At 61.2% G+C, this 21,289-nt stretch carries 21 protein-coding genes; 19 read left to right on the forward strand and 2 right to left on the reverse strand.

Annotation, left to right across the window (positions count from 1 at the left end; genetic code table 11):
• Nucleotides 1–23: 23 nt before the first annotated feature.
• Nucleotides 24–437 carry a hypothetical protein gene (locus BG83_RS0125245; RefSeq protein WP_024979368.1) on the reverse strand — a complete coding sequence of 138 codons (414 nt, stop codon included), beginning with the start codon at nt 435–437 and terminating at the stop codon, nt 24–26.
• Nucleotides 438–685: 248 nt separating this feature from the next.
• Here BG83_RS0125245 and cueR point away from each other — a divergent pair, with 248 nt between their 5' ends.
• From cueR to BG83_RS0125335, 18 genes are all read left to right on the forward strand, one after another.
• Nucleotides 686–1,114, forward strand: a complete 429-nt coding sequence (gene cueR, locus BG83_RS0125250; RefSeq protein ID WP_024979369.1) for a Cu(I)-responsive transcriptional regulator — start codon at nt 686–688, stop codon at nt 1,112–1,114.
• Between the two features lie 12 nt (nt 1,115–1,126).
• Nucleotides 1,127–3,535, forward strand: a complete 2,409-nt coding sequence (locus BG83_RS0125255) for a heavy metal translocating P-type ATPase (RefSeq protein WP_024979370.1) — start codon at nt 1,127–1,129, stop codon at nt 3,533–3,535.
• A gap of 112 nt (nt 3,536–3,647) precedes the next feature.
• The gene (locus tag BG83_RS28405; protein WP_024979371.1) at nt 3,648–4,034 is read left to right on the forward strand and encodes a hypothetical protein; all 387 of its coding nucleotides are present in this window, start codon (nt 3,648–3,650) and stop codon (nt 4,032–4,034) included.
• A gap of 105 nt (nt 4,035–4,139) precedes the next feature.
• The gene (locus BG83_RS0125265) at nt 4,140–4,397 is read left to right on the forward strand and encodes a hypothetical protein (protein ID WP_024979372.1); all 258 of its coding nucleotides are present in this window, start codon (nt 4,140–4,142) and stop codon (nt 4,395–4,397) included.
• A gap of 4 nt (nt 4,398–4,401) precedes the next feature.
• The gene (locus tag BG83_RS0125270; protein ID WP_231973573.1) at nt 4,402–4,836 is read left to right on the forward strand and encodes a hypothetical protein; all 435 of its coding nucleotides are present in this window, start codon (nt 4,402–4,404) and stop codon (nt 4,834–4,836) included.
• 48 nt (nt 4,837–4,884) lie between these two features.
• Nucleotides 4,885–5,130 (forward strand): DUF2933 domain-containing protein, encoded by a 246-nt coding sequence (locus BG83_RS0125275; RefSeq protein ID WP_024979374.1) that lies wholly within the window; start codon nt 4,885–4,887, stop codon nt 5,128–5,130.
• Nucleotides 5,131–5,521: 391 nt separating this feature from the next.
• Nucleotides 5,522–5,830, forward strand: a complete 309-nt coding sequence (locus BG83_RS0125285; protein ID WP_009240715.1) for a P-II family nitrogen regulator — start codon at nt 5,522–5,524, stop codon at nt 5,828–5,830.
• 221 nt (nt 5,831–6,051) lie between these two features.
• Nucleotides 6,052–6,645 carry a histidine kinase gene (locus BG83_RS0125290; protein WP_139181143.1) on the forward strand — a complete coding sequence of 198 codons (594 nt, stop codon included), beginning with the start codon at nt 6,052–6,054 and terminating at the stop codon, nt 6,643–6,645.
• A 158-nt stretch (nt 6,646–6,803) separates the two neighbouring features.
• Nucleotides 6,804–7,064, forward strand: coding sequence for a hypothetical protein (locus BG83_RS0125295; RefSeq protein ID WP_009240713.1), 261 nt, complete (start codon nt 6,804–6,806; stop codon nt 7,062–7,064).
• Nucleotides 7,065–7,190: 126 nt separating this feature from the next.
• The gene (locus BG83_RS29065) at nt 7,191–7,472 is read left to right on the forward strand and encodes a zinc ribbon domain-containing protein (protein ID WP_080693739.1); all 282 of its coding nucleotides are present in this window, start codon (nt 7,191–7,193) and stop codon (nt 7,470–7,472) included.
• A gap of 221 nt (nt 7,473–7,693) precedes the next feature.
• Nucleotides 7,694–8,041 carry a cation efflux protein, CzcI family gene (czcI, locus tag BG83_RS0125300; protein WP_009240712.1) on the forward strand — a complete coding sequence of 116 codons (348 nt, stop codon included), beginning with the start codon at nt 7,694–7,696 and terminating at the stop codon, nt 8,039–8,041.
• 64 nt (nt 8,042–8,105) lie between these two features.
• Nucleotides 8,106–9,359 carry a TolC family protein gene (locus tag BG83_RS0125305; protein WP_024979375.1) on the forward strand — a complete coding sequence of 418 codons (1,254 nt, stop codon included), beginning with the start codon at nt 8,106–8,108 and terminating at the stop codon, nt 9,357–9,359.
• Nucleotides 9,360–9,374: 15 nt separating this feature from the next.
• Nucleotides 9,375–10,952, forward strand: a complete 1,578-nt coding sequence (locus BG83_RS0125310; RefSeq protein ID WP_024979376.1) for an efflux RND transporter periplasmic adaptor subunit — start codon at nt 9,375–9,377, stop codon at nt 10,950–10,952.
• Nucleotides 10,953–10,965: 13 nt separating this feature from the next.
• Entirely contained in the window at nt 10,966–14,142 is a 3,177-nt protein-coding gene (locus tag BG83_RS0125315; protein ID WP_024979377.1) for a CusA/CzcA family heavy metal efflux RND transporter, read from the forward strand.
• A 63-nt stretch (nt 14,143–14,205) separates the two neighbouring features.
• On the forward strand, nt 14,206–15,180 hold the full coding sequence (locus BG83_RS0125320; protein ID WP_009240708.1) for a cation diffusion facilitator family transporter: 975 nt from the start codon (nt 14,206–14,208) through the stop codon (nt 15,178–15,180).
• Entirely contained in the window at nt 15,177–15,854 is a 678-nt protein-coding gene (locus tag BG83_RS0125325; protein ID WP_009240707.1) for a heavy metal response regulator transcription factor, read from the forward strand. The genes BG83_RS0125320 and BG83_RS0125325 overlap by 4 nt, the downstream gene beginning before the upstream one ends.
• 3 nt (nt 15,855–15,857) lie before the next feature.
• The gene (locus tag BG83_RS0125330) at nt 15,858–17,216 is read left to right on the forward strand and encodes a heavy metal sensor histidine kinase (protein ID WP_024979378.1); all 1,359 of its coding nucleotides are present in this window, start codon (nt 15,858–15,860) and stop codon (nt 17,214–17,216) included.
• Between the two features lie 440 nt (nt 17,217–17,656).
• Nucleotides 17,657–18,649 carry a DNA-binding protein gene (locus BG83_RS0125335; RefSeq protein ID WP_024979379.1) on the forward strand — a complete coding sequence of 331 codons (993 nt, stop codon included), beginning with the start codon at nt 17,657–17,659 and terminating at the stop codon, nt 18,647–18,649.
• A 308-nt stretch (nt 18,650–18,957) separates the two neighbouring features.
• On the opposite strand, the gene BG83_RS0125340 is transcribed toward BG83_RS0125335, so the two are convergent.
• Nucleotides 18,958–19,242 carry an H-NS family nucleoid-associated regulatory protein gene (locus tag BG83_RS0125340; RefSeq protein WP_024979380.1) on the reverse strand — a complete coding sequence of 95 codons (285 nt, stop codon included), beginning with the start codon at nt 19,240–19,242 and terminating at the stop codon, nt 18,958–18,960.
• A gap of 296 nt (nt 19,243–19,538) precedes the next feature.
• On the opposite strand from BG83_RS0125340, the gene BG83_RS0125345 reads away from it, so the two are divergent.
• Nucleotides 19,539–19,943 (forward strand): HU family DNA-binding protein, encoded by a 405-nt coding sequence (locus BG83_RS0125345; protein WP_024979381.1) that lies wholly within the window; start codon nt 19,539–19,541, stop codon nt 19,941–19,943.
• The last annotated feature ends 1,346 nt before the right edge of the window (nt 19,944–21,289 follow it).

Genomic DNA, 21,289 nt, shown 5'->3' on the forward strand with positions numbered 1-21,289 from the left:
ACCGGATGACGTCGATCTGAAGGCTACGTTTGGAAACTGCAGTGAAGAATGGCCAGTGGCGGCGGTGGCGCGCGCGCTGTCACTTGAGCGCGCAGCACGGTGCGGAGATTGGCAAAAGCCACGGTGGCCGGTTCGATGACGCCCGTCAGCACCGGCAAGAATACCGGCAGTTGCGGTGCGACATGGTCGGCGCTCTTGGAGTCAGCCTGGCAGTGAGCCTGGCAAAGCGCGCCGTTGTCCATGTCCTGGCTGCTGCCCTGATCGGTCCCGCTGGCCATGTCGGCGCAGGATTCGGTCGGGGCGGCCTTCATGTTGTCGCTGCCCACTTGGTATCGGCTGCCGGCACAAGCGTACGCCGCCGCTGCCAGTTGGACTGACAGGAAGACCAGCAGGAGGATGCCAGCGAAGAAAGGATGCCGGCGCAGCGTGTGACGCAAGGGTTCTTTGCAGTGGCAGGATTTTCGCAAGGATACCGTGTTTTGCTCGCAATGCAACTGCGCGGAAAACAGGATCAGACGCCCGCATGGGCGTCGGGCAAAAGGACGATTGCGACGTCCTTGACCTTCCCACTTGGGAAGGGTGTACCGTGAAATCGTGAAGATTTGGGCACGCGCCGGTTCCGTGAAAGATGCCACGAACACCGGATACCGAAGGTGCCATGCGCACAGGAAGCGAGGAGCACGCCATGAATATCGGACAAGCCGCGAGCGTCTCCGGCGTCTCGGCCAAGATGATCCGCTACTACGAAAGTATTGGCCTGGTCGCTTCGGCTGCCCGGAGCGAGGGCAACTACCGGATGTATCGTGAAATCGACATCCACACCCTGCGCTTCATCGGGCGTGCGCGGGCCTTGGGTTTCTCCATGGAGCAGATTCGAGAGCTGCTCGGGTTGTGGCAAAACAAGCGGCGCGCGAGCGTGGCGGTGAAGGCCATCGCGTTGCAGCGCATTCAGGAACTGGACGCCCGGATTGCCGCGGTCAGCGGCATGCGGGACACCCTGCTGTATCTGGCGCAGCATTGTGATGGCGACGATCGACCTGCTTGCCCGATCTTGGAGGCGATCAGCAGCGCAGCCCCACGGCAATTGCCCGCACCGCAGGCCACAAGGCATTGAGGCTGCGCGAAAATGAGCAACCAACAACCGCATCCGCATATGTCATCCGCCGCGCCCGGGCACGACGGCGAGCCGGAACGTGCACAAGCTGGAGGCCACCCGCATGCCACGGCGACGCGACTGACGCTCGTGACCGCCACGGAGGAACGGGACCCGGTGTGCGGTATGACGGTCAAGCCCAATACGCCGTACCAGTCAAGCTACGCGGGGACCCGATACAGCTTCTGTGGTGCAGCATGTCAGCGGAAGTTCGAGGCGGACCCCACGCGGTACACGCATCCACATGTCGCCTCCGCTGTGGACGATGCCAACGCGGCGCCGGACACCGTTTACACCTGCCCCATGCACCCCGAGATCCGCCAGGATCATCCCGGGAGTTGCCCGAAGTGCGGCATGGCGCTTGAGCCGGCGATGCCGAGTCTTGAAGCGGATGAGAATCCCGAACTCGCGGCGTTCCGCCGGCGCTTCTGGTGGAGCTTGCCGCTGACGATCGCTGTCGTAGCGCTGGTAATGCTGGGGGGGCGTGTCGCTGGCGTGGCCCCGGCGGCGCAAGGCTGGGTGGAGTTTGCCTTGTCCGCGCCCGTAGTCTTGTGGGCCGGCTTCCCCATCTATGCCCGGTGCCTGCAATCGTTCCGCAACCGCAGCCCGAACATGTGGACTCTGATCGGGCTGGGCACCGGTGCGGCCTTCATATACAGCGTTGCGGCCACTGTTGCGCCCGAGCTGTTTCCCCGCAGCTTTGTTGTGCATGGCCGCATTGCGGTCTACTTCGAAGCCGCCGCCGTCATCATTTCACTGACGCTGCTGGGCCAGATCTTCGAATTGAAGGCACGTTCGCAGACTTCGGCCGCCATCAAGTCGCTGCTCGGTCTGGCGCCAAAAACGGCGCGCCGCCTCAATCCTGACGGCAGCGAAGAGGATATCCCGCTCACGCACGTACATGTCGGCGACCTGCTGCGGATTCGCCCCGGCGAAAAGGTGCCAACCGATGGCATCGTGACCGAAGGAGCAAGCGCCATCGACGAATCGATGATCACCGGCGAGCCGTTGCCTGTTTCCAAGCATGCTGGCGACCATGTGATCGGCGCCACACTCAATACGTCGGGCAGCCTGGTCATGCGTTCGGAAAAGGTCGGCGCACAGACAGTGCTGTCGCAGATCGTGCAGATGGTGGCCCAGGCCCAGCGCTCGAAGGCGCCCATGCAGCGCATGGCGGACCAGGTGGCGGGGGTATTCGTACTGGTGGTGGTAGCGATTGCCGTGCTTGCCTTCTTCGGCTGGGGATTTTTCGGCCCCGAGCCGAGCTGGGTCTTTGGACTGGTCAATGCCGTGGCCGTGTTGATCATCGCCTGTCCATGCGCGCTGGGGCTGGCTACGCCAATGTCGATCATGGTGGCGAGCGGCAAGGCCGCGACCCAGGGCATCCTGTTCCGGGATGCGGCGGCCATCGAGCATTTCCGCAAGGTTGACACTCTCATCGTCGACAAGACCGGCACGTTGACCGAGGGCCGTCCGGTCTTCGAGCGGGCATTGGCCGTCGATTCGCTCGATGAGACCACGGTGCTTCGTCTGGCGGCGAGTCTCGATCAGGGCAGCGAACACCCGCTGGCAGCCACCATTGTTGCGGCGGCGCGTGAGCGTGGCCTGACGTTAGGCAAGGCCGAACATTTCGCATCGGACGCGGGTATGGGCGTGCGGGGCCGGGTTGACGGTCACCAACTGATACTCGGCAATGCCTCCCTGATGCGTCGGGAGCAAGTCGCCATTGAATCACATGCGTTGCGGGCAAATGTGCTTGGTCAGTACGGCGCCAGTGTCATGTACCTGGCCGTTGACCGGAAATTGGCGGGGCTGCTGACGGTCTCGGACCCGGTCAAGGCCAGCACTCCCGAAGCGCTTGCGGCGCTCAAAGCGGCCGGGATTCGCGTGGTGATGGCAAGTGGCGACAGCATCGCGACAGCGCGAGCCGTGGCCGGCCCTCTTGGCATTAACGAGGTTCACGGCGAGGTCAAACCGGCTGACAAGCTGGCACTGGTCGCAAAACTCCAGAGCGAGGGCCACGTAGTGGCCATGGCTGGCGACGGCATCAACGATGCACCGGCACTGGCCAAAGCCGACGTCGGCATCGCCATGGGGACTGGAACCGATGTGGCGATGCACAGCGCCCAGGTCACGCTGGTCAAGGGCGACCTGCGCGGCCTTGCACGCGCGCGGGAACTGTCGCAAGCCACGATTGCCAATATGAAACAGAACCTGGGATTTGCGTTCGTCTACAACGCGCTGGGCATCCCACTGGCCGCAGGGGCGCTGTACCCGTTCACGGGGTGGCTGCTGTCACCGATGATTGCGGCCTTGGCCATGAGCTTGAGCTCGGTGTCGGTGATCTCCAATGCGCTTCGATTGAGGACACAAGTGCCTTAGGCGCAGCATTTTGGATGAACATCATGTCCACCGCCTACCGGCCTCCATTCGCGCCCGTCTTGTGGTCAAGTTTTGGCAGGCCTAGACTGAACGCACCTGTTTGCAGGGATACATGAAGCATCGCCATTCCCCCCTCGCGCAGTTGCTTGCGCTCGCGTTGCTCGCGACGGTGTTGTTCACGCGCGTGGCGATTGCGGGATACGTTTGCCCGCCCGAGGCAGGGGCCATAGTGGACGCCTCGGCGATGGCTGTTTCCGTCGTGAACTGCCAGGACATGGACGATGCGCAGCCTGCGCTCTGCGCGGACCATCGGCACGATGGCCGCCATTGGGCGGATGCCAACGGCCATGCGCCTGATCTTGGCATGCTGCCCGCCGCAATCGGGCTCGTGCATGTTCTTCCTCCGACTCCATACGCCGGACCGGCTTACCCGAAGGCCTATCGGCCCACTGCAGTACCTGGGCCCATCTACCTCGCAACAGCGCGCTTGCGAATCTGATCCTCCCCACACGCGGCGACCCATTGCCGCGAGCCTTGATTTCAGCCGCCTCCCGGCGGGATGTCTGCGGATTCCCGTCTGGATCGGGCCCGAAGGAAACCTTGTGTGGGGAAGACCATCATGCATTCCGTTCTCAGAATCGCCGCATCTCTTTTGTTCGGTGTCGCCGCTAGCGCCGCCTTCGCGGGTCCCAACTGGGACGCCATCAACAGTGCACGCGCGGCTGCAAAGCATTCTGCCGCCGTTTCCGGCACCGCGTCGAGCAAAGAGGCGATGCAGAAGCAGTGCGCTGAAATGATGAAATCGACGGATGCCCGTCCGATGGACGGCGTCAGCCCGAAGGGCGCTCCCGAGGCGAAATGAGCGCGTGCGCTTCGGCCTGATGGCCGGGCCGCCCATATCGACGCCACCGGCTCCTGGAGTTAAGCCGCTTGATCTTGCGGCACATGGCATCGGCGGCGAACAGCTTCAAGCTCAATCGAATATGGAGATCGACATGAAGACGAGATCACACGTGGCCGCAACGCTTGTGCTTGCCCTACTTGGGGCCGGTGGCTGGAGCGTGGCAGCCAGCCCTAGCCGTGGCGCCGACGGCACCAAATCGGGGTCACCAGACCCCATGCATTCCATGATGATGAGCCACATGATGGACAGCGGCATGATGGGCGGTTGTCCGATGATGGGGCAACTGCCGCCCGGCAACGAGAAGCTCTCGATGCAGATGCACGGCGAGATGATGCAGGCGATGGGAGAAATTCTGCGCAAGTACGCGGACAATATCCAGACACCCTCGTCGAAATGACGGTGGCCGGCCGTATCGAGAACCACCGAGTACCACAGGAGTACCGCTATGAAATGCAATACGAGAACCATGGCCGCTGTGGGCGCTGCCCTGGTGGCGATCCTGGCGATCGCCTATACCGTTTTCCCGTCAGTTCGTGCCTTCGTGCTGGGCATTGGCCCCTACCTGTTGATTCTGGTCTGCCCGCTATCGATGTGGCTGATGATGAAAGGCATGCAAGGTCAAGACGACCAGCGGCGTTCGACAACCGACGACACGCCTGAGCGGAAGCAGCCGTTTCGGATCGAAAAGTGAATCGTGGCGCGGTGCAGGCACGTATCACAGATGCGAGCACCGCCACGAGCACGCCAAGGACAGGAGGTGGCGTGATGGGCGAACTATCGACATGGAAGGTGGTCTGGATCGTCCTGGCCGTCGTCGGCGCCATCGCGATCCTCGGGGGATTGGGCATGCTGGCGATGCACCGTTGCATGACAGGCAGTTGGACGTGCTGCCAACAGACTAGCCATACCGTTGGTTGGGTTGGGCCGACTGCGTTGGAAGCTGGAAGCTCACAGGACTCGAGGACACGCGACGTTCAGCACGCGTGATAGCGCCGCTGATGGCTTCCTGGACGTGCAGGACTTGAAGACATCGAGAGCGTAACGAAAACTGGCGCAGCAGCCGGGGTATCAAGGAGACGGTCATGAGCATCAAATGGGTGATTGCCATTGTTCCCACCGAACTGCTGGAGCAGCTAGAAAGGAAGCTTGCGACCGTCCACGCCCCGGACCTGACGATCACAAGGGTCAAGGGGTATGGCGAGTACAAGAATTTCTTTTCCAGCGACCTGACCAGCGTGCATACCAAGGTTGAAATTTTCGCGGACGAGGCCGACGTCGAGGCCATCACCAACGCCATCGTCGAGGTCGGAAAGTCGACGGTGCCGGGTGCCGGGATCGTGGCGGCTGTTCCCGTCGAGAAGCTCTTGCACCTTCACATCGAGTCCAAGTGATGTGACAGGCAGTACTCACGTGCGCAGCCCCCAGCCTGCGGTACTCCACCACACGTCCAGGCACGTTCACCATTGCAAAACGTTTATACCAAGATGACATTTCTGTCATCTTTGGTTGCGGCGATGCTTTCCGGTCTACGCTGGTGCCGAAATCTGGAGCCTCCGGACAACCGGTGGCTCCAACCGTTCGAATCGCACTCAGGGCGCCATGCCGAACTATCGTGTCAGCTTTCAAGAACCATCAAATCATGCACGGTCCCCGCTCGTTGGCGTGGCGGACAAGTGCACTTGCGACGTTGGGAACGATGGCAGCAGTAGTCGTCCAATCGGTCTTTGCGGGCTCAGGACAGATCGCAGCGACCCCAAGTCTCACCTGGGCTCTCATCTGGGCGCTGATCCTGCCGCTGATTGTGGGTATGTGCACCCATCGTCTGGTCTCGCGCAGCCTGTCGCCAATGCGGTGCCTCGCAGCCAAGGGCGATCAGACAGCCTTTGGGATTGTTCATCTTTCGCTGTCGGGAAGCATACCGACCGAAGTTCAACCGTTGGTCGATGCCTTGCGCGACGTTTCGTCGAAGCACGAAGAGACCGTGGCGGCTGTGCGCTCGATTTACACCGATCTCAATCACGACTTGCGCACTCCGCTGCATACTCTCGCCTTGCAAACAGAAGTGACATTGATTGCCCCTCGCAGCGCCGAAGAATATGAGGCCTTGTTGCGCTCGAACCTGGAGGAGTTTGCGCGGCTAGCGACTGCTACCGACAGGACGCTGCAGGCGCTACGCGAGCTCGCGCTGCGGCGCCATGAATCGTGACGATGCGACTCGCGCGCACGGACACCGGAGCCAAGCGCCGCTCGGCGCTCTACATGACAAGATTGTAATAAGGTCGTCATGAGCGTGCGGGTGCCGTCTCCGTAGACTGCTCACACGGTCAACCACGGTGGTTGACCACTGACACGGAGAACAAAGCCATGAAGACCACGTCCAAGATTGCAGTTGCCGGCATCCTGCTGTTTGCTTCGACGATGCCTTCGTTTGCGGCCGGCATCGGCACCCAGGTGAACTCGGTTCTCGAGAACGCTCGCGCCCAGGGCCCGCGCGACCCGTACACCGATGGTGGCCGTGCGCAGTCGCGTGATCCGTACACCGACGGCCAGAGTGTCACGCAGCGGGACGTCTATACCGGCGGCGCGAACGTTGCACAACGCGACGTCTACACCAACGGGCTGTAACTCAGTCATTGGAATTGACGATCGCTGATGCTTTCAAAGGCCGGCGACTCGCCAATCGCAGCGGGTCCCGCAGGGCAGCCCCTGGTCCTCCATACTGAAGCGCTACAAAACTACGGATGTAAACGCATGAGTCTGCTCAAGCGATTGTTCGGCGGTCACCACGGTGGCCACCGCCCGAACGGCGGTCACCACGGCAGACGCCATGGTGACGCTCACGACCGCGCCCAGGCGGGGATCCCCTCGAATCCTTGGCCCACCACTTGTCTCGGGTGTGGCTCGATTGCATCTCAGCGCGCCCAGTTTTGTCCGCAGTGCGGCAAGTCACTGGCTGGGGTGGTGTGCGGCCAATGCGGGAGCGCGGCCCAGCCGGGCGCAAAATTTTGTGCCGAATGCGGCACCGCGCTGTAGCGCCGACCTCGTCGTGCACTGCGCGGCTCTCTCCGACAAGCAGGCCTTTTGGTCTCGGTCGTAGCCGCCGGATTCGCTCCCGGATGCAGTCTTGTGTTGGGCGCGCGCGCCGCTAGACCTCGCCCTGTCATCATCCGTATCCCGCTCTTCGAGTAAACTGACGCGCAAATTCGTAAAGCGGTGCCATTTGCGCGCGCCAGCCAACACTTCTTCAGCCATTCATGCGGCGGTTCTGCTTGATCCTGCTTTTGTTGATCCTGCCATTCCAGTTCAACTGGGCGGTAGCGGCCGCCTATTGCCAGCATGAAGAGGCCAGCCAATCCAAGTGGCATTTCGGCCACCACGAGCACCACCATCAATCCAGCACAAAAGCGGGGCATGACAAGAAGGCCGTGATCGATACGGACTGCGGCGTATGTCATCTGGTCTCCGCTGCGATGGCCTGCGGTCAGCCGCTTCGCCTCGACACGGTCGATCGCGCCCAGACGCCGCCCGTTTCACATGCGTTGAAACTGACCTCATCTAGCACCCGCGCACCGGATCGCCCCCAGTGGCGCCGTCTCACATAGACGGCGAGACCCACTGAGCCTGCGTCTCGCCGAATTCCCACGGTTTGTATCCTGGTGCAATTCGATGCGACGACTATTTTTGCCGCTTGGGCTAGCGGCTGTTGTGATCAGCCCATCTTTTGCTGCGAATTCCAACGCGGCACCCCTTGTTTCTTCCGGCACAGTACTGGAGGCTCCTGGTCCTTTGACGCTTGAGCGCGCCATGGAATTGGCGAGTGCAGGTAACTTCACGCTTTCTGCTGCGCAGAAAGAAGTCGATGCCAATGAAGGTGCGGTCATGCAGGCACGCACCATTCCCAACCCCGAAGTGGCCGCGACCATGGAGGACACGCGCTCGGAGTCGCGCACGACGACCGGACAGCTCAATATTCCTGTGGAGCTGGGCGGCAAGCGTTCGGCGCGTATCGTCGCGGCCGAAAAAGGCCGGGAACTCGCGCAAGCGCAACTGGCGACAACGCGGGCCGAACTGCGATCCAACGTGATTCGCGGCTTCTTTGAAGTGCTGGTTGCCCAGGAACGGGTCAAGCTCGCGCAGGCCTCGGCGGACTTGGCCGCCAAGGGCGCGCAGGCAGCAACGCGCAGAGTGGCAGCGGGCAAGATCTCGCCGGTCGAAGAAACCAAGGCAAAGGTCGAGCAAGCCAACGCCGAACTCGAACTCGACAACGCCAACGCCGAACTGCGTTCCGCACGGGCCTCGCTTGCAGCGCTCTGGGGCAACGCCACGCCGCAGTTCTCCGCGGCGCAGGGTAGCCTCGACGCGCTGCCGTCACGGCCCGGTCTCACGGAGCTGCTGACCGAGCTCGACCACTCGCCGCTCGTATTGGCCGACCAGGTCGAGCTGGATCGCCGGCAAGCCCTGGTGGGCGTGGAGCGCAGCCGCCAATACCCCGATGTGACCGTCAGCGTGGGGGCCAAGCGCGACAACAGCGCGAATCGCAATATGGCGGTATTGGGCGTATCGATTCCGCTGCCCTTGTTCGATCGCAATCAAGGCAACCTGTACGAGGCCATCCGGCGTGCCGACAAGGCGCAGGACGAGGTGCTGGCTAATCGCATCCGGCTGGCAAATGAGATGCAGCAAGCGTCGAACGAGTTGACGGTCTCTCGTCGCTCCGCGCAGACGCTCAAAGAGACGATCCTGCCGGCCGCCGAGCAAGCCTATAGCGCAGCGGCACGGGGCTTCGAAGCCGGGAAGTTCAATTTTCTGGATGTGCTGGACGCACAAAGAACGTTGTTCCAAGCACGTATCCGTTATCTCGACGTGTTGGCGAAGGTCTATCAATCCGTGACGACCATCGACCGCCTGTTAGGCCGCTAACTCAGAATCCGAACCATGTCTATCACGAATAAGCAGAAGACTGCGATCGCAGCTCTAGTGGCTGCTGGCCTGATCGCCACCGGCACCGTTCTATTGTTGGGGCCCTCGACAGAGGGCAATGAGTCCGCTCGCGAGGCGGCCGAACACGCAGAGTCCGCCGGTCACCAGGACCGCGAACACCACGGCGAGCCGTCGAAGGACAAGCATGAAGACACGGCAGCACATGGCGACCAGGAGCACCATGACGCGCCGAAGAAGGGTCCACACGGCGGCAATGTCTACGCTGCTGGCAACGCTACCGTCGAGTTCGGCATGGCCGAGGACGGTGGGGAGCCCAAGCTAAGGCTGTGGGTCGTCCGAGACGGTAAGCCTTTGGTTGCCAATATCTCGGCCACTGGTGCCATCAAGCGAGCGGCGGGCGAATCGACGCCGATCAACTTCATGGCTGGGAAGGACAGTCTGGAGAGCGAGGCCGCTATTGCCGAGCCCCACGTGTTTGACGCGACCGCGTCCGTCACGTTGCCGGGCGTTCAGAAACCGATGACGGTCGCCTTCTCCAAGGAGGAGGGCAAGATCGAATTGACCGTCGACCAGGTCGCCAAAGCCGGCGTGGGTGTGGAAGTCGCAGGCGCTGCAGCCGTCCAGTCGGGCGTGCAATTCCCGGGAGAAATCCGCTTCAATGAAGACCGTACGGCGCATGTGGTACCGCGCCTTGCGGGGGTTGTCGAGCGTGTCCCCGCCAATATAGGCGAGCAGGTCAAGAGCGGACAGGTGCTGGCGGTCATTGCGAGCACTGCACTGTCCGAGCAACGCAGCGAGCTGCTTGCCGCCCAGAAGCGCTTGAACCTGGCTCAGACGACCTACGCGCGCGAGAAGCGCCTGTGGGAAGAGAAGATCTCCGCTGAGCAGGACTACCTGCAGGCCCAGACTGCACTGCAAGAGGCGCAAATCGCCGTGCAGAACGCGCAGCAAAAGCTGGTTGCGATCGGGGCCGCACCGGCCACGACGGCCCTGAACCGATTCGAGCTGCGTGCACCATTCGACGGCATGGTGGTGGAGAAGCATCTGGCAATCGGCGAAGCCGTCAAGGAGGATGCGAACGTCTTCACGATTTCTGACCTGTCCTCCGTGTGGGCCGAGTTCGTGATGGCGGCCAAGGATCTGGGCAATGTTCGCGTCGGTCAGCAAGTCACGATCAGTTCGACTGCCTTCGACAGCAAGGCGACCGGCACGGTGTCCTATGTGGGCTCTCTGCTTGGTGAGCAGACGCGCACGGCAAAGGCGCGCGTCACGCTGGCGAACCCCGACATTGCTTGGCGCCCAGGCCTGTTCGTGACGGTGCAGGTTTTAGGGCCAGCCGTTCAAGTCCCTGTTGCAGTCAGGGCGGATGCGATCCAGGAGGTCAATGGCAAGCCGGCAGTGTTCGTTGCGGTGCCGGGCGGTTTCGTCGCCCAGCCGGTCAAGACCGGGCGCTCCACTGGCAAGGTGGTGGAGATCACGGAAGGCCTGAGCGCCGGCGCGCGCTATGCCACCGCGAACAGCTTCGTCCTCAAAGCCGAACTCGGCAAGGCTAGCGCCGAGCATGAGCACTGACACGGAGACGGGCATGTTCGAACGCATCATCCGGTTTGCCATTGAGCAACGTTGGCTCGTCATCCTCGCCGTGCTCGGGATGGCGGCGCTCGGCGTCTACAACTACGGGAAGCTTCCCATCGACGCGGTGCCTGACATCACCAACGTCCAGGTGCAGATCAATACCGCGGCGCCCGGGTATTCTCCGCTGGAGACCGAGCAGCGGATTACCTACCCCATCGAGACCGTGATGGCCGGCTTGCCGGGGCTCGAGCAAACGCGCTCGCTGTCCCGGTACGGCCTGTCCCAGGTGACAGTGATCTTCAAGGACGGCACGGACATCTACTTCGCCCGCCAACTGGTGAACCAGCGGATCCAGGAGGCCAAGGAACGGCTGCCCGGCGGGGTCACGCCCGCCATGGGTCCAATCTCCACGGGGCTGGGGGAAATCTACCTGTGGACCGTCGAAGCGGAAGACGGCGCTCGCAAGCCCGACGGTGCAGCCTACACGCCCACCGACCTGCGGGAAATTCAGGATTGGGTGGTCAAGCCGCAACTGCGCAACGTGACCGGTGTGACCGAAATCAATTCGATTGGCGGCTACGCCAAGGAGTACTTGGTTGCGCCCAGCCTGGAACGGCTGGCTTCCTACGGGCTGACGCTCACGGATCTGGTGAGCGCACTCGACAAGAACAACAGCAATGTCGGCGCCGGCTACATCGAGCGCCGCGGCGAGCAGTACCTCGTACGCGCCCCTGGACAGGTCAAATCGCTCGACGATATACGCGACGTCATCGTGGGCACGGCGCAAGGGCAGCCCATTCGCATCCGCGACGTCGCCGATGTTGACATCGGACGGGAGCTGCGCACCGGTGCCGCCACGGAGAACGGCAAGGAGGTCGTGCTGGGTACAGTGTTCATGCTGATCGGCGAGAACAGTCGGGCGGTATCCCAGGCCGTCGACAAGAAAATGGCGGAGATCAATCGTACGCTGCCCGCCGGCGTCAAGGCGGTGACTGTGTACGATCGGACCGTGCTGGTCGACAAGGCGATCGCGACGGTCAAGAAGAATCTGCTCGAAGGCGCGATCCTCGTTATCGCCATTCTTTTTCTGTTCCTGGGCAACATCCGCGCCGCTGTCATCACGGCGATGGTTATCCCGCTGGCGATGCTGTTCACGTTCACCGGCATGGTCAGCTACAAGATCAGTGCGAACCTGATGAGTCTGGGGGCGCTGGATTTCGGCATCATCATCGATGGTGCCGTGGTGATCGTCGAGAACTGCGTGCGTCGCCTGGCGCACGCCCAGGAGCACCACAAGCGAGAGCTGACCCGCAGCGAGCGCTTCCACGAGGTGTTCGCAGCAGCGCGGGAAGCGCGGCGACCGCTGCTCTTCGGCCAGTTCATCATCATGATCGTGTACCTGCCGATCTTTGCCCTGACTGGCGTGGAGGGCAAGATGTTCCACCCCATGGCGTTCACGGTGGTATTGGCGTTGCTTGCAGCCATGGTGTTGTCCATGACGTTCGTGCCGGCTGCGGTCGCCCTGTTCATCGGGCGCAAGGTGGCGGAGAAGGAAAACCGGCTGATGGAGTGGGCCAGGCATCGCTATCAGCCGATGCTCGACGCGTCATTGGCCAACACGCCCATCGTGCTGACTTTTGCGTGCATTGCGATCGTCTTCTGCCTGGCCGTGGCATCCCGGTTAGGAAGCGAGTTCGTGCCGAATCTGAACGAAGGCGACATCGCTATCCAATCACTGCGCATCCCCGGAACGAGCCTGTCTCAATCGCTGGAGATGCAAAAGCAAGTCGAGTCGACGCTCAAGGCCAAGTTCCCCGAGATCGAGCGCATCTTCGCCCGTACCGGGACGGCGGAAATCGCCTCCGACCCGATGCCGCCCAACATCTCGGACGGCTACATCATGCTCAAACCGCAGGCGCAGTGGCCCAAGCCAAAGAAGACAAAAGAGGAGCTGCTCAGTGCGATTCAGGCGGAAGCTGAGAGGATTCCCGGCAACAACTACGAGTTCTCGCAGCCGATCCAGCTGCGTTTCAACGAGTTGATCTCCGGCGTTCGCTCCGATGTGGCGATTAAGATTTTCGGCGACGACAACGATGTGCTCAATGAAACCGCCGGCAAGGTTGCGGCGGTATTGCAAGGCATACAGGGCGCTACGGAAGTCAAGATCGAACAGACCACGGGGCTTCCCATGCTGTCGGTCAACATCGATCGTCAAAAGGCGGCCCGGTATGGATTGAACATGAGCGATGTGCAGGATGCGGTTGCGATTGCGATCGGCGGGAAGGAGGCAGGCACATTCTTCCAGGGCGACCGACGGTTCGACATTCTGGTGCGCCTGCCCGATACCGTGCGGGGTGACTTGGAGGCGTTGCGTCGCTTGCCGGTGCCACTACCAAAAAGCGCTGCTGGCGAGTCGAAGACGACCTACATCCCCTTGAGTGAAGTGGCCTCGCTCGACTTGGCCCCCGGGCCAAATCAGGTGTCGCGCGAGAATGGCAAGCGCCGCATCGTCATCAGCGCCAATGTGCGAGGCCGGGACATTGGGTCGTTCGTTCCGGAGGCCGAGGCCGCAATTGAGCGGCAAGTCAAGATTCCCACGGGGTACTGGATAACCTGGGGCGGTACGTTCGAGCAATTGCAGTCCGCAACGACGCGGCTGCAGATCGTCGTGCCGGTTGCGTTGCTGCTCGTGTTCGTCCTACTCTTTGGGATGTTCAACAGCGTGAAAGACGGGCTTCTCGTGTTCACCGGCATTCCGTTTGCGTTGACCGGCGGTATTCTCGCGTTGTGGTTGCGAGGCATACCGCTCTCCATTTCGGCAGCGGTCGGCTTTATCGCGCTCTCCGGTGTCGCGGTGCTCAACGGTCTGGTGTTGCTGTCGTTCATCCGATCGTTGCGCGAAGAAGGCCAATCGCTTGATACCGCGATCCGCACCGGGGCCCTCACGCGCTTGCGGCCCGTGTTGATGACAGCGCTGGTCGCCTCGCTTGGCTTCGTCCCGATGGCCATTGCGACTGGAACGGGAGCCGAGGTGCAACGACCGCTGGCCACCGTGGTCATTGGGGGGATTCTGTCTTCGACGGCACTGACCCTGCTGGTATTACCGGTCCTCTATCGCCTGGCGCACCGCAAGGACGAAGCCGAGGACATGGAGCGGACGGGCGAGATGGCACCGCGGTCCGCCTGACGGAGATGGAGTTGACGGCGCGGACCCCGATGGTCCGCGCCGCTTACGCAAGGAGCTTTCGCCATGGGCGCAGGACATGACCACAGCCATGCAACCGGGAACGAGCGTGCATTGAAAATCGCGCTCGCGCTGACCAGCACGTTTCTGCTCGCCGAGTTGATCGGCGGCATTTTGACCAAGAGCTTGGCGCTGATCTCCGATGCCGCGCATATGTTCACGGATGCCGCGGCACTGGCCATTGCGCTCGCAGCGATCCAGATCGGCAAGCGGCCGGCAGACAAGCAGCGGACGTTCGGGTACTACCGTTTTGAGATTCTGGCGGCGGCCTTCAATGCGCTGTTGCTGTTTGGGGTAGCGCTGTACATCCTCTACGAGGCATATCAGCGCTTGCGCGCGCCTGCCGAAGTGCAATCGTTGGGCATGCTGGGGATCGCCACCATCGGCCTCGTCGTCAACATCGTCAGCATGCGAGTTCTCGCAGGCGGCCGAGAACAGAGCCTCAACATCAAGGGGGCCTACCTGGAGGTCTGGAGCGATCTGCTGGGCTCGATCGGCGTCATTTTTGCGGCGATCGTTATCCGGTTCACCGGTTGGACCTGGGTCGATTCGGCTATCGCCGTGCTGATTGGGCTGTGGGTGCTGCCTCGCACCTGGATCCTGCTCAAATCCAGCATCAACATTCTGCTTGAAGGCGTGCCAGAGGATATCGACTTACCATCCGTGGAGCAGGCGCTGTTGACAATTCCCGGCGTTCGCAGCATGCACGACCTGCATGTGTGGTCCTTGACGAGCGGCAAGACCAGCTTGACGGTGCACTTGGTCAACGAACCCGCCGTCAATCCCGAACGCGACATTCTGCCGGTCGCCCGAGACCGGCTTGCCGAACGCTTCGGCATCACGCATATCACCATCCAGTTCGAACTGCGGCCGTGCGCGCAGGCGGATGCCGTGACGCATTTCCGGCCCAGCGAGCCTATTGCTGCTGCGACGAGCGGCCAACCCGACGAACGCCACGGTCATCAAGGACACTCTCATTGAAAATACTGGTCATCGAGGACGAGGCTCGAACCGCGGAATACCTGCTCAAGGGCCTGACTGAATCCGGATTTGTTGTCGATATTGCCGCAAACGGCATGGACGGGGCGCATCTCGCCAGCGAGGTGCGGTACGACCTGATCCTGCTGGATGTCATGCTGCCGGGTGCAGACGGCTGGAGCGTGATCAAGATGATCCGGCAGAAGAGTGATGTCCCGGTTCTGTTTCTGACGGCGCGGGATGACGTGGCCGATCGGGTACGTGGTTTCGAACTCGGCGCCGACGACTACTTGGTGAAGCCGTTCGCGTTTGCCGAACTGCTCGCCAGAATTCGCCGCTGCCTGCGGCAAAGCAGCGGTCGCGAATCCGAGCATCTGAGCGTCGGCGATCTCGATATCGATGTCCTTGGCCGCAAAGTCGTACGCGCCGGCGTCAAGGTGGAGTTGACCAGCCAGGAGTTCGTCCTGCTCCATCTGTTGGCTCGCCGCAGTGGGGAGGTGCTTTCCCGCACGTCCATCGCCTCGCACGTCTGGGATGTCAACTTCGATACCGACACGAACGTCGTGGACGTGGCGATACGCCGTCTTCGCGCCAAGCTCGATGAGCCGTTCGATACCAAACTGATCCATACCGTCCGGGGCATGGGTTATGTCCTTGATCCTCATCGCGGAAAATGAGACGTGGCGCGTTCACTGATCGGTCGGCTGACCTCGCTATTCTCGATCCTGGTCACGTTTGCGCTGGCTAGCATGGGGGCCTACGCCTACTACGCCCTGGATACTCAACTACGCTCGCGGGACGTAGAAATCATCGAGGCCAAGCTGACGCAGGTGAGCCACCTGGTCCGAGACGCTGGCAGCCTTGAGCAGACCGAGAAATTCGAACACAGCTTGTTCGATCTGGTCAGGGGATACGATGGTTTGACGTTGAGACTCCGAACACCGCAAGGCCGGCTCGTCTATCGAACGGCTGACGACCTGCCATCGGATTTCGATCAGGCGGCCACTGGGGTGGGAATTCATGACGACGGCACATGGATCATTGGAAAGCGCCTCGTCGAGGCGAGTGATGACGTACCGTTCGCCACGGTATCGGTGGCCAAGAGCGGTAACGATAGGCGCCAGGTGGTGACCCGACTGGGCAATAGCATTGTCGTCGGCATTCTGGTGGGCGCGGTTTTCACCGCGCTTCTGGGCGCCTTGATCACCCGACGAGAACTCAGGCCAGCACGGGCATTGATTCAGCAGGTGCACCGGATTAACGTCGAACGACTCAGCTACCGCATCGACGCCCCCAGTGCGCCAACGGAGGTCCACGAAATTGGCGTCGCATTCAATGCCATGCTGGAGCGACTGGAGTCGGGCTATGAGCGGTTGTATCGTTTTTCCGCCGATCTCGCGCACGATTTGCGCACGCCATTGAACAACCTGATCGGCCACACCGAGGTGGCGCTCTCGCGTGAACGAGAAGCAGCCGACTACGTGACCCTGCTGGAGGACAACCTGGCGGAGTATCAGCGCCTCTCGCGCATGATTGACTCTATGCTCTTCCTGGCACGCGCCGACGCGGCGACGGTCGAACTGGGTCGTGTGCCAATCGAGCTCAGCACCGAGTTGTCCAAGCTGGCGAGTTACTTTGCCGTGCTGGGTGAAGACAAGGGCGTGAAGATTGAGGTCTCGGTGTCCGGCAGCGTGAGTGCCGACCTGACCATGTTCCGGCGCGCCGTCGGCAACCTGCTCTCGAACGCGGTCCGCCATGCTGACAATGGCTCGGTCGTGAGCTTGAACTGTCAGCGTGACGAAGACTCTGTCACAGTGCACGTATTGAATCAGGGCGTCCCGATACCTGACAAGGATAGGGAACGCGTTTTTGATCGGTTCTATCGTGGCGACCAAGCGCGTTCCCACTCTGATCAGTCGACCGGTTTAGGGCTCGCCATCGTGAGATCTATCATGGAGTTGCATGCGGGCACTGCATCGGTCGCGACATTCCCTGGCAGCGTCACCCGGTTCTCACTCCGGTTTCCGTTCGTCGATTAGCGAGCTGGGTGCGCGTATAGCGAGGCTTGGCGTCTCGCATTTGACAAGCATGCGAGCCGGCCCGACAGATGCAAGACCAGCGGAGATTGGCTGCTGGGGCACCACCATACGTTGCCGTGGAAAGGTGAACGTTTTTGGGGTGTGGCACTTGGCATCTCGCCTAACGACGAACCGCGGCTACGCAAGGTGAGTTTTCGCGTTGCCGGCCGCAACGTACTGTCGCCTTCCGCCGTGAGACAGGTGAGCGCGGCCAGCATTTCGAGAATCGCGCTTTTCTGGAGTTTCGTACCGAAGGTTTGGACTGGAGCCCTATGTGAGAGGTTTCACACGTGATAATCCGCCATTATCACATGTGAGATTTCGACTCAAACCAATCACCTTGACGCGTCAATTAGGTACGTATATACATGGTACGTACCACAGTATCAAATTCTAACGCCATGGCCCGTGCCGGACTCAGTCGTCTTGACATTAAGCGTGCTCGCGATTCGCTGCTCGCCAAGGGACAACACCCCTCGATTGATGCGATACGTATCGCGCTGGGTAACACCGGCTCGAAGACGACGATCCACCGCTACCTGAAGGAACTGGAAGAAGAGGAAGGCGCGGCGCTCAAGCGGGCCGGCACCACCTCCGACGCCATCCTGGATCTGGTGGGCAGATTGGCGGCGCGCCTGCACGAAGAGGCGCAGGCGGTGGTCGACCAGCAGGTCACGGCCGCCACGGCACAGCGCCAGCAAGTCCGGGCAGAGGCCGACAAGCTGTCCGCAGATCTCGTCGCGCTTCGCGCCGAACTGGCGCAGGCTCATGCCACCATTGCCAAGGAGCGGGCCGCGCACAGCGACACGCAAGCGGCGCTACAGCAGCGCACCATCGAGGCGGAGCGCTCTGCGCAGCAGGTTCAGGACCTCACGGCCCGGCTGGCCGAACATGAAGGCTTCCGACGCTCACTGGAGGAAAAGCTGCAGCACGCCCACCAGGCGCTGGACCACTTCCGCAATGCTAGCAAGGAGCAGCGGGATCAGAACGCGCGCCGGCACGAGCAGCAGGTCCAGCAACTGCAGGCGGAAATCCGGCAGGCCAACCAGGCGCTGATCGTCAAGCAGGGAGAAATCACGCAGTTGAACAGGGATGGCGCGAGGCTGGTCGCCGAAGCCGGGGCCACAACGAAGCGTGCCCGCGAACTGGAAGCACGCGGCGAGCAAACACTGGCGGCGCTGAACCAAGCGCACGCCGACCACACGCGGGCGGAGACGGAACGGGATGTGTTGCGCGCGACGGTGCAGGTCCAGGCCGATGAGCTTGCGGCCTCGCGTGCGGAACGTGAGCAGACGGCGACGGAGTTGGCCAAGCTGGCAGCACGGCTCGAAGCCCAGCAGACGCTACTGGCTGACTACCGGGCGCAGCTCGGAGTAGCGGCGCCGGCGGCATGAAACCGCCAGATTCTGCATCAAAAGGACGACTGCCGCGAAATTGCTGAATTTCCAAGTCACTGATCTAAAAAGGAAATTCAGACGAAACCGCCAGATTTTGCGCGAAAAGGACGACTACCCCGTTCAGCGCGATCAACCTCGACCACGGCGAGCAGTTCTGCATCCATTAAGTCCCCACAACAGTTGGCGCGTGGTGTGGATCGCAACGTCATTTGACCCATTTTGACGCCCGCAGCGCGCAGCGAGCTTCACCGGCCGGCGAATCGCTGCTCTGTGCAGATCTACCCAAGCGAGAGTCGACGCTAGCGTTAGGCGATCAGGAATCGGTCCCGGTTCTTACCGATCCACGCAGGCGCCCGACCGCGCCCCGACCAAGTCGCCCCTGTTTTCGGATCCTGGTATTTCGGTGCCACAGGCGTTTTACCGTGCGCCTTCCGTACACGCTTCACCCCCAGATCCTCAACGGTGAGGTCATAGTCTTGCATGATTTGGCGGATCTGTTGAACGACCTGTTCCACCTCCGCCTTGCGCGCGGCTTCAATTTGCTCATCGAGAGCAGCCTTCTTGGCCATCAATTCTTTATAGGTTGCCATGGTGTTCCTAATTTATGCCGAATGTGAAAGAGGTGAGTTGAATCCTTGCCTGCCTCTTTTGCGCTCAATTAGCGCAGCAGCGAGACTACCAGCAATTGAGCCACCCGAGGGATCCAGGAAACCGGCACCCTGCCCTGCCCTCTTAGAATGTCCTCCAGCAGAGACATTGATTTGCGATTGGAAACTTCAGCCGTAGATCGCCAAAAAGGCTTTGGCTTTGCTATGCTTGACACGCGAAAAATCGCACTGTCATTCGCCATCCTTGGATGGTTAACTTTCTGAAAACTACTCACTCCATGGCGACGAAAACCAAGACCGCAGCAAAGAAAGCCGTACCGGCAAAGAAGGCAGCACCAGCAGCCAAACCAGCCGCCGCTACTGCGATCAAACCGTTGAAGGACACTTTCACGAAAGCCAGCCTGGTGAGCCACCTCGCTGAGAAGGCAGGAGTCGAAGCCAAGGCGGTCAAGTCCGTACTTCAGCATCTGGAGAACACCATCCTCGGCGCGGTCCACAAGAAGGGCGCTGGCGAGTTCTCGCTTCCCGGCCTCTTCAAGGTGACCTCCGTGAAGGTGCCGGCGACCAAGCGTCGTTTCGGCAAAAACCCGTTCACGGGTCAAGAGCAGTGGTTTGAAGCCAAGCCGGCCACTGTGCGCGTCAAGGTTCGCCCGCTGAAGAAGGTCAAGGACGCAGCGCTGTAAATCCATTGCAACAAGCTAACAATACGAACGGGAGGCTCTGCCTCCCGTTTTTTTATGGTGTTCGCTTGCATCCGCCTTATTCGTGCGATGCGACTGCCTCGCTATGCCAGCCTGGCAGATACGCGTCGTAGCGTGCGTGTTGACTTGCCAATCGAGGGTGGGCCCGAACCCATGCAAACAAGGCCTCCCCCGCCCGGGACTTGAAAAAGTAGTCCCGCCGTACCTGTTGCGCGACGAGCAGATGCGGGGGGAGCAACGCAATTCCAAAGGCCTCGCTCAGTTGTTTCACATCCGAATCTGAGAAGTCGGTCAGGTCTAGGCGAGGTTCGTTGTCGTACTTAACAAGCCACCATCCCTGGTTACGCGGACGATTCATAGGGTCGACGGGGGCGAATTTGCGCAATCCGCAGACCCCGAGAGCAACACCGCCCGATCGGCTCTTGCACGTGATGTACGGGCCGTCAGCGCTTATCAGCCCCTGGAACTCCAAGCCTCGAACAGACTCGTTGTGGAACATTCGATTGTTCACGCTTCCTCCCTTCCGTTTGTCAGCATGCACTCGATAGTGCACCACCGAAGCACAACTTCTAGCCCTTCCCGGCGAAGTTGCGAAACGAATCAAGCTTTTCTGGCTCTCGTCACTCAGAACTATCTGCGACTCCGGCGTGCGCTGCTAGATCCTCTAGCCAACTCCAATAACGCCGCCTATCCTGGGGCACGCTAGACATTCTGCGCGAGGCGGCCACTCTGGTGCCCTACACTCAGTCAATCAAGCGGATCTGGCCGAGTCGCTCTAGGCGGTCCCGATCGGCCTGATCGCTGTTCGCCGGCGCGACTGGATGGACGGTTCCGCAAACTGTGCAGACCCAGCTCTCGGTGGTGCGACAGGGCCCTAGCGATGTCTGGCCGCTGGTGTCGAGAACATGGTCCCGCAAGACCGTACAGGTAGTACAGGCAAGCCAGCGCGTGCGTGCTTTCATGGAATCCTAGAAAAGTCTGCCTACCTGATGATAGCCCGCACGCGCGCGCGCCAAAACCTTCTGTCGAGATTCACTGAATCTTGAACCGCTCGAACGTGAGATTGGGGACCTTCACTGCTGAATTGTTCAGCGAACGTGGAACTCTTGGTTCATTGAACATGGAAGTATCTGGTGGCCGGGTCGTTGAAATTGGCACTTTCAGGCGACCTTTTCCGTTTTCCGGCTCGGGCACCCATACCGCTGATACTCGCCGAATAGTTCCTCGCGGCAGGGCTCAATCTATAGCCCGACCATGCGCAAGTTTCTTGCGGGGGCTTTGTCTGAAAAGACAGCGGATCGTGCACTCGAATCTCTGAGGATTGCGGC

The sequence above is a fragment of the Ralstonia pickettii genome, assembly GCF_000607165.1.
Lineage (GTDB): Bacteria > Pseudomonadota > Gammaproteobacteria > Burkholderiales > Burkholderiaceae > Ralstonia > Ralstonia holmesii.

Excerpts from the sequence above, each read along its gene's own strand:
- BG83_RS0125345 (WP_024979381.1), top strand. The coding sequence starts at position 19,539 with ATGGCGACGAAAACCAAGACCGCAGCAAAGAAAGCCGTACCGGCAAAG.
- cueR (WP_024979369.1), top strand. The coding sequence starts at position 686 with ATGAATATCGGACAAGCCGCGAGCGTCTCCGGCGTCTCGGCCAAGATG.
- BG83_RS0125340 (WP_024979380.1), bottom strand. The coding sequence starts at position 19,242 with ATGGCAACCTATAAAGAATTGATGGCCAAGAAGGCTGCTCTCGATGAG.
- BG83_RS0125335 (WP_024979379.1), top strand. The coding sequence starts at position 17,657 with ATGGCCCGTGCCGGACTCAGTCGTCTTGACATTAAGCGTGCTCGCGAT.
- BG83_RS0125255 (WP_024979370.1), top strand. The coding sequence starts at position 1,127 with ATGAGCAACCAACAACCGCATCCGCATATGTCATCCGCCGCGCCCGGG.
- BG83_RS0125320 (WP_009240708.1), top strand. The coding sequence starts at position 14,206 with ATGGGCGCAGGACATGACCACAGCCATGCAACCGGGAACGAGCGTGCA.
- BG83_RS0125295 (WP_009240713.1), top strand. The coding sequence starts at position 6,804 with ATGAAGACCACGTCCAAGATTGCAGTTGCCGGCATCCTGCTGTTTGCT.
- BG83_RS0125285 (WP_009240715.1), top strand. The coding sequence starts at position 5,522 with ATGAGCATCAAATGGGTGATTGCCATTGTTCCCACCGAACTGCTGGAG.
- BG83_RS0125305 (WP_024979375.1), top strand. The coding sequence starts at position 8,106 with ATGCGACGACTATTTTTGCCGCTTGGGCTAGCGGCTGTTGTGATCAGC.
- BG83_RS29065 (WP_080693739.1), top strand. The coding sequence starts at position 7,191 with ATGAGTCTGCTCAAGCGATTGTTCGGCGGTCACCACGGTGGCCACCGC.
- BG83_RS0125275 (WP_024979374.1), top strand. The coding sequence starts at position 4,885 with ATGAAATGCAATACGAGAACCATGGCCGCTGTGGGCGCTGCCCTGGTG.
- BG83_RS28405 (WP_024979371.1), top strand. The coding sequence starts at position 3,648 with ATGAAGCATCGCCATTCCCCCCTCGCGCAGTTGCTTGCGCTCGCGTTG.
- czcI (WP_009240712.1), top strand. The coding sequence starts at position 7,694 with ATGCGGCGGTTCTGCTTGATCCTGCTTTTGTTGATCCTGCCATTCCAG.
- BG83_RS0125310 (WP_024979376.1), top strand. The coding sequence starts at position 9,375 with ATGTCTATCACGAATAAGCAGAAGACTGCGATCGCAGCTCTAGTGGCT.
- BG83_RS0125315 (WP_024979377.1), top strand. The coding sequence starts at position 10,966 with ATGTTCGAACGCATCATCCGGTTTGCCATTGAGCAACGTTGGCTCGTC.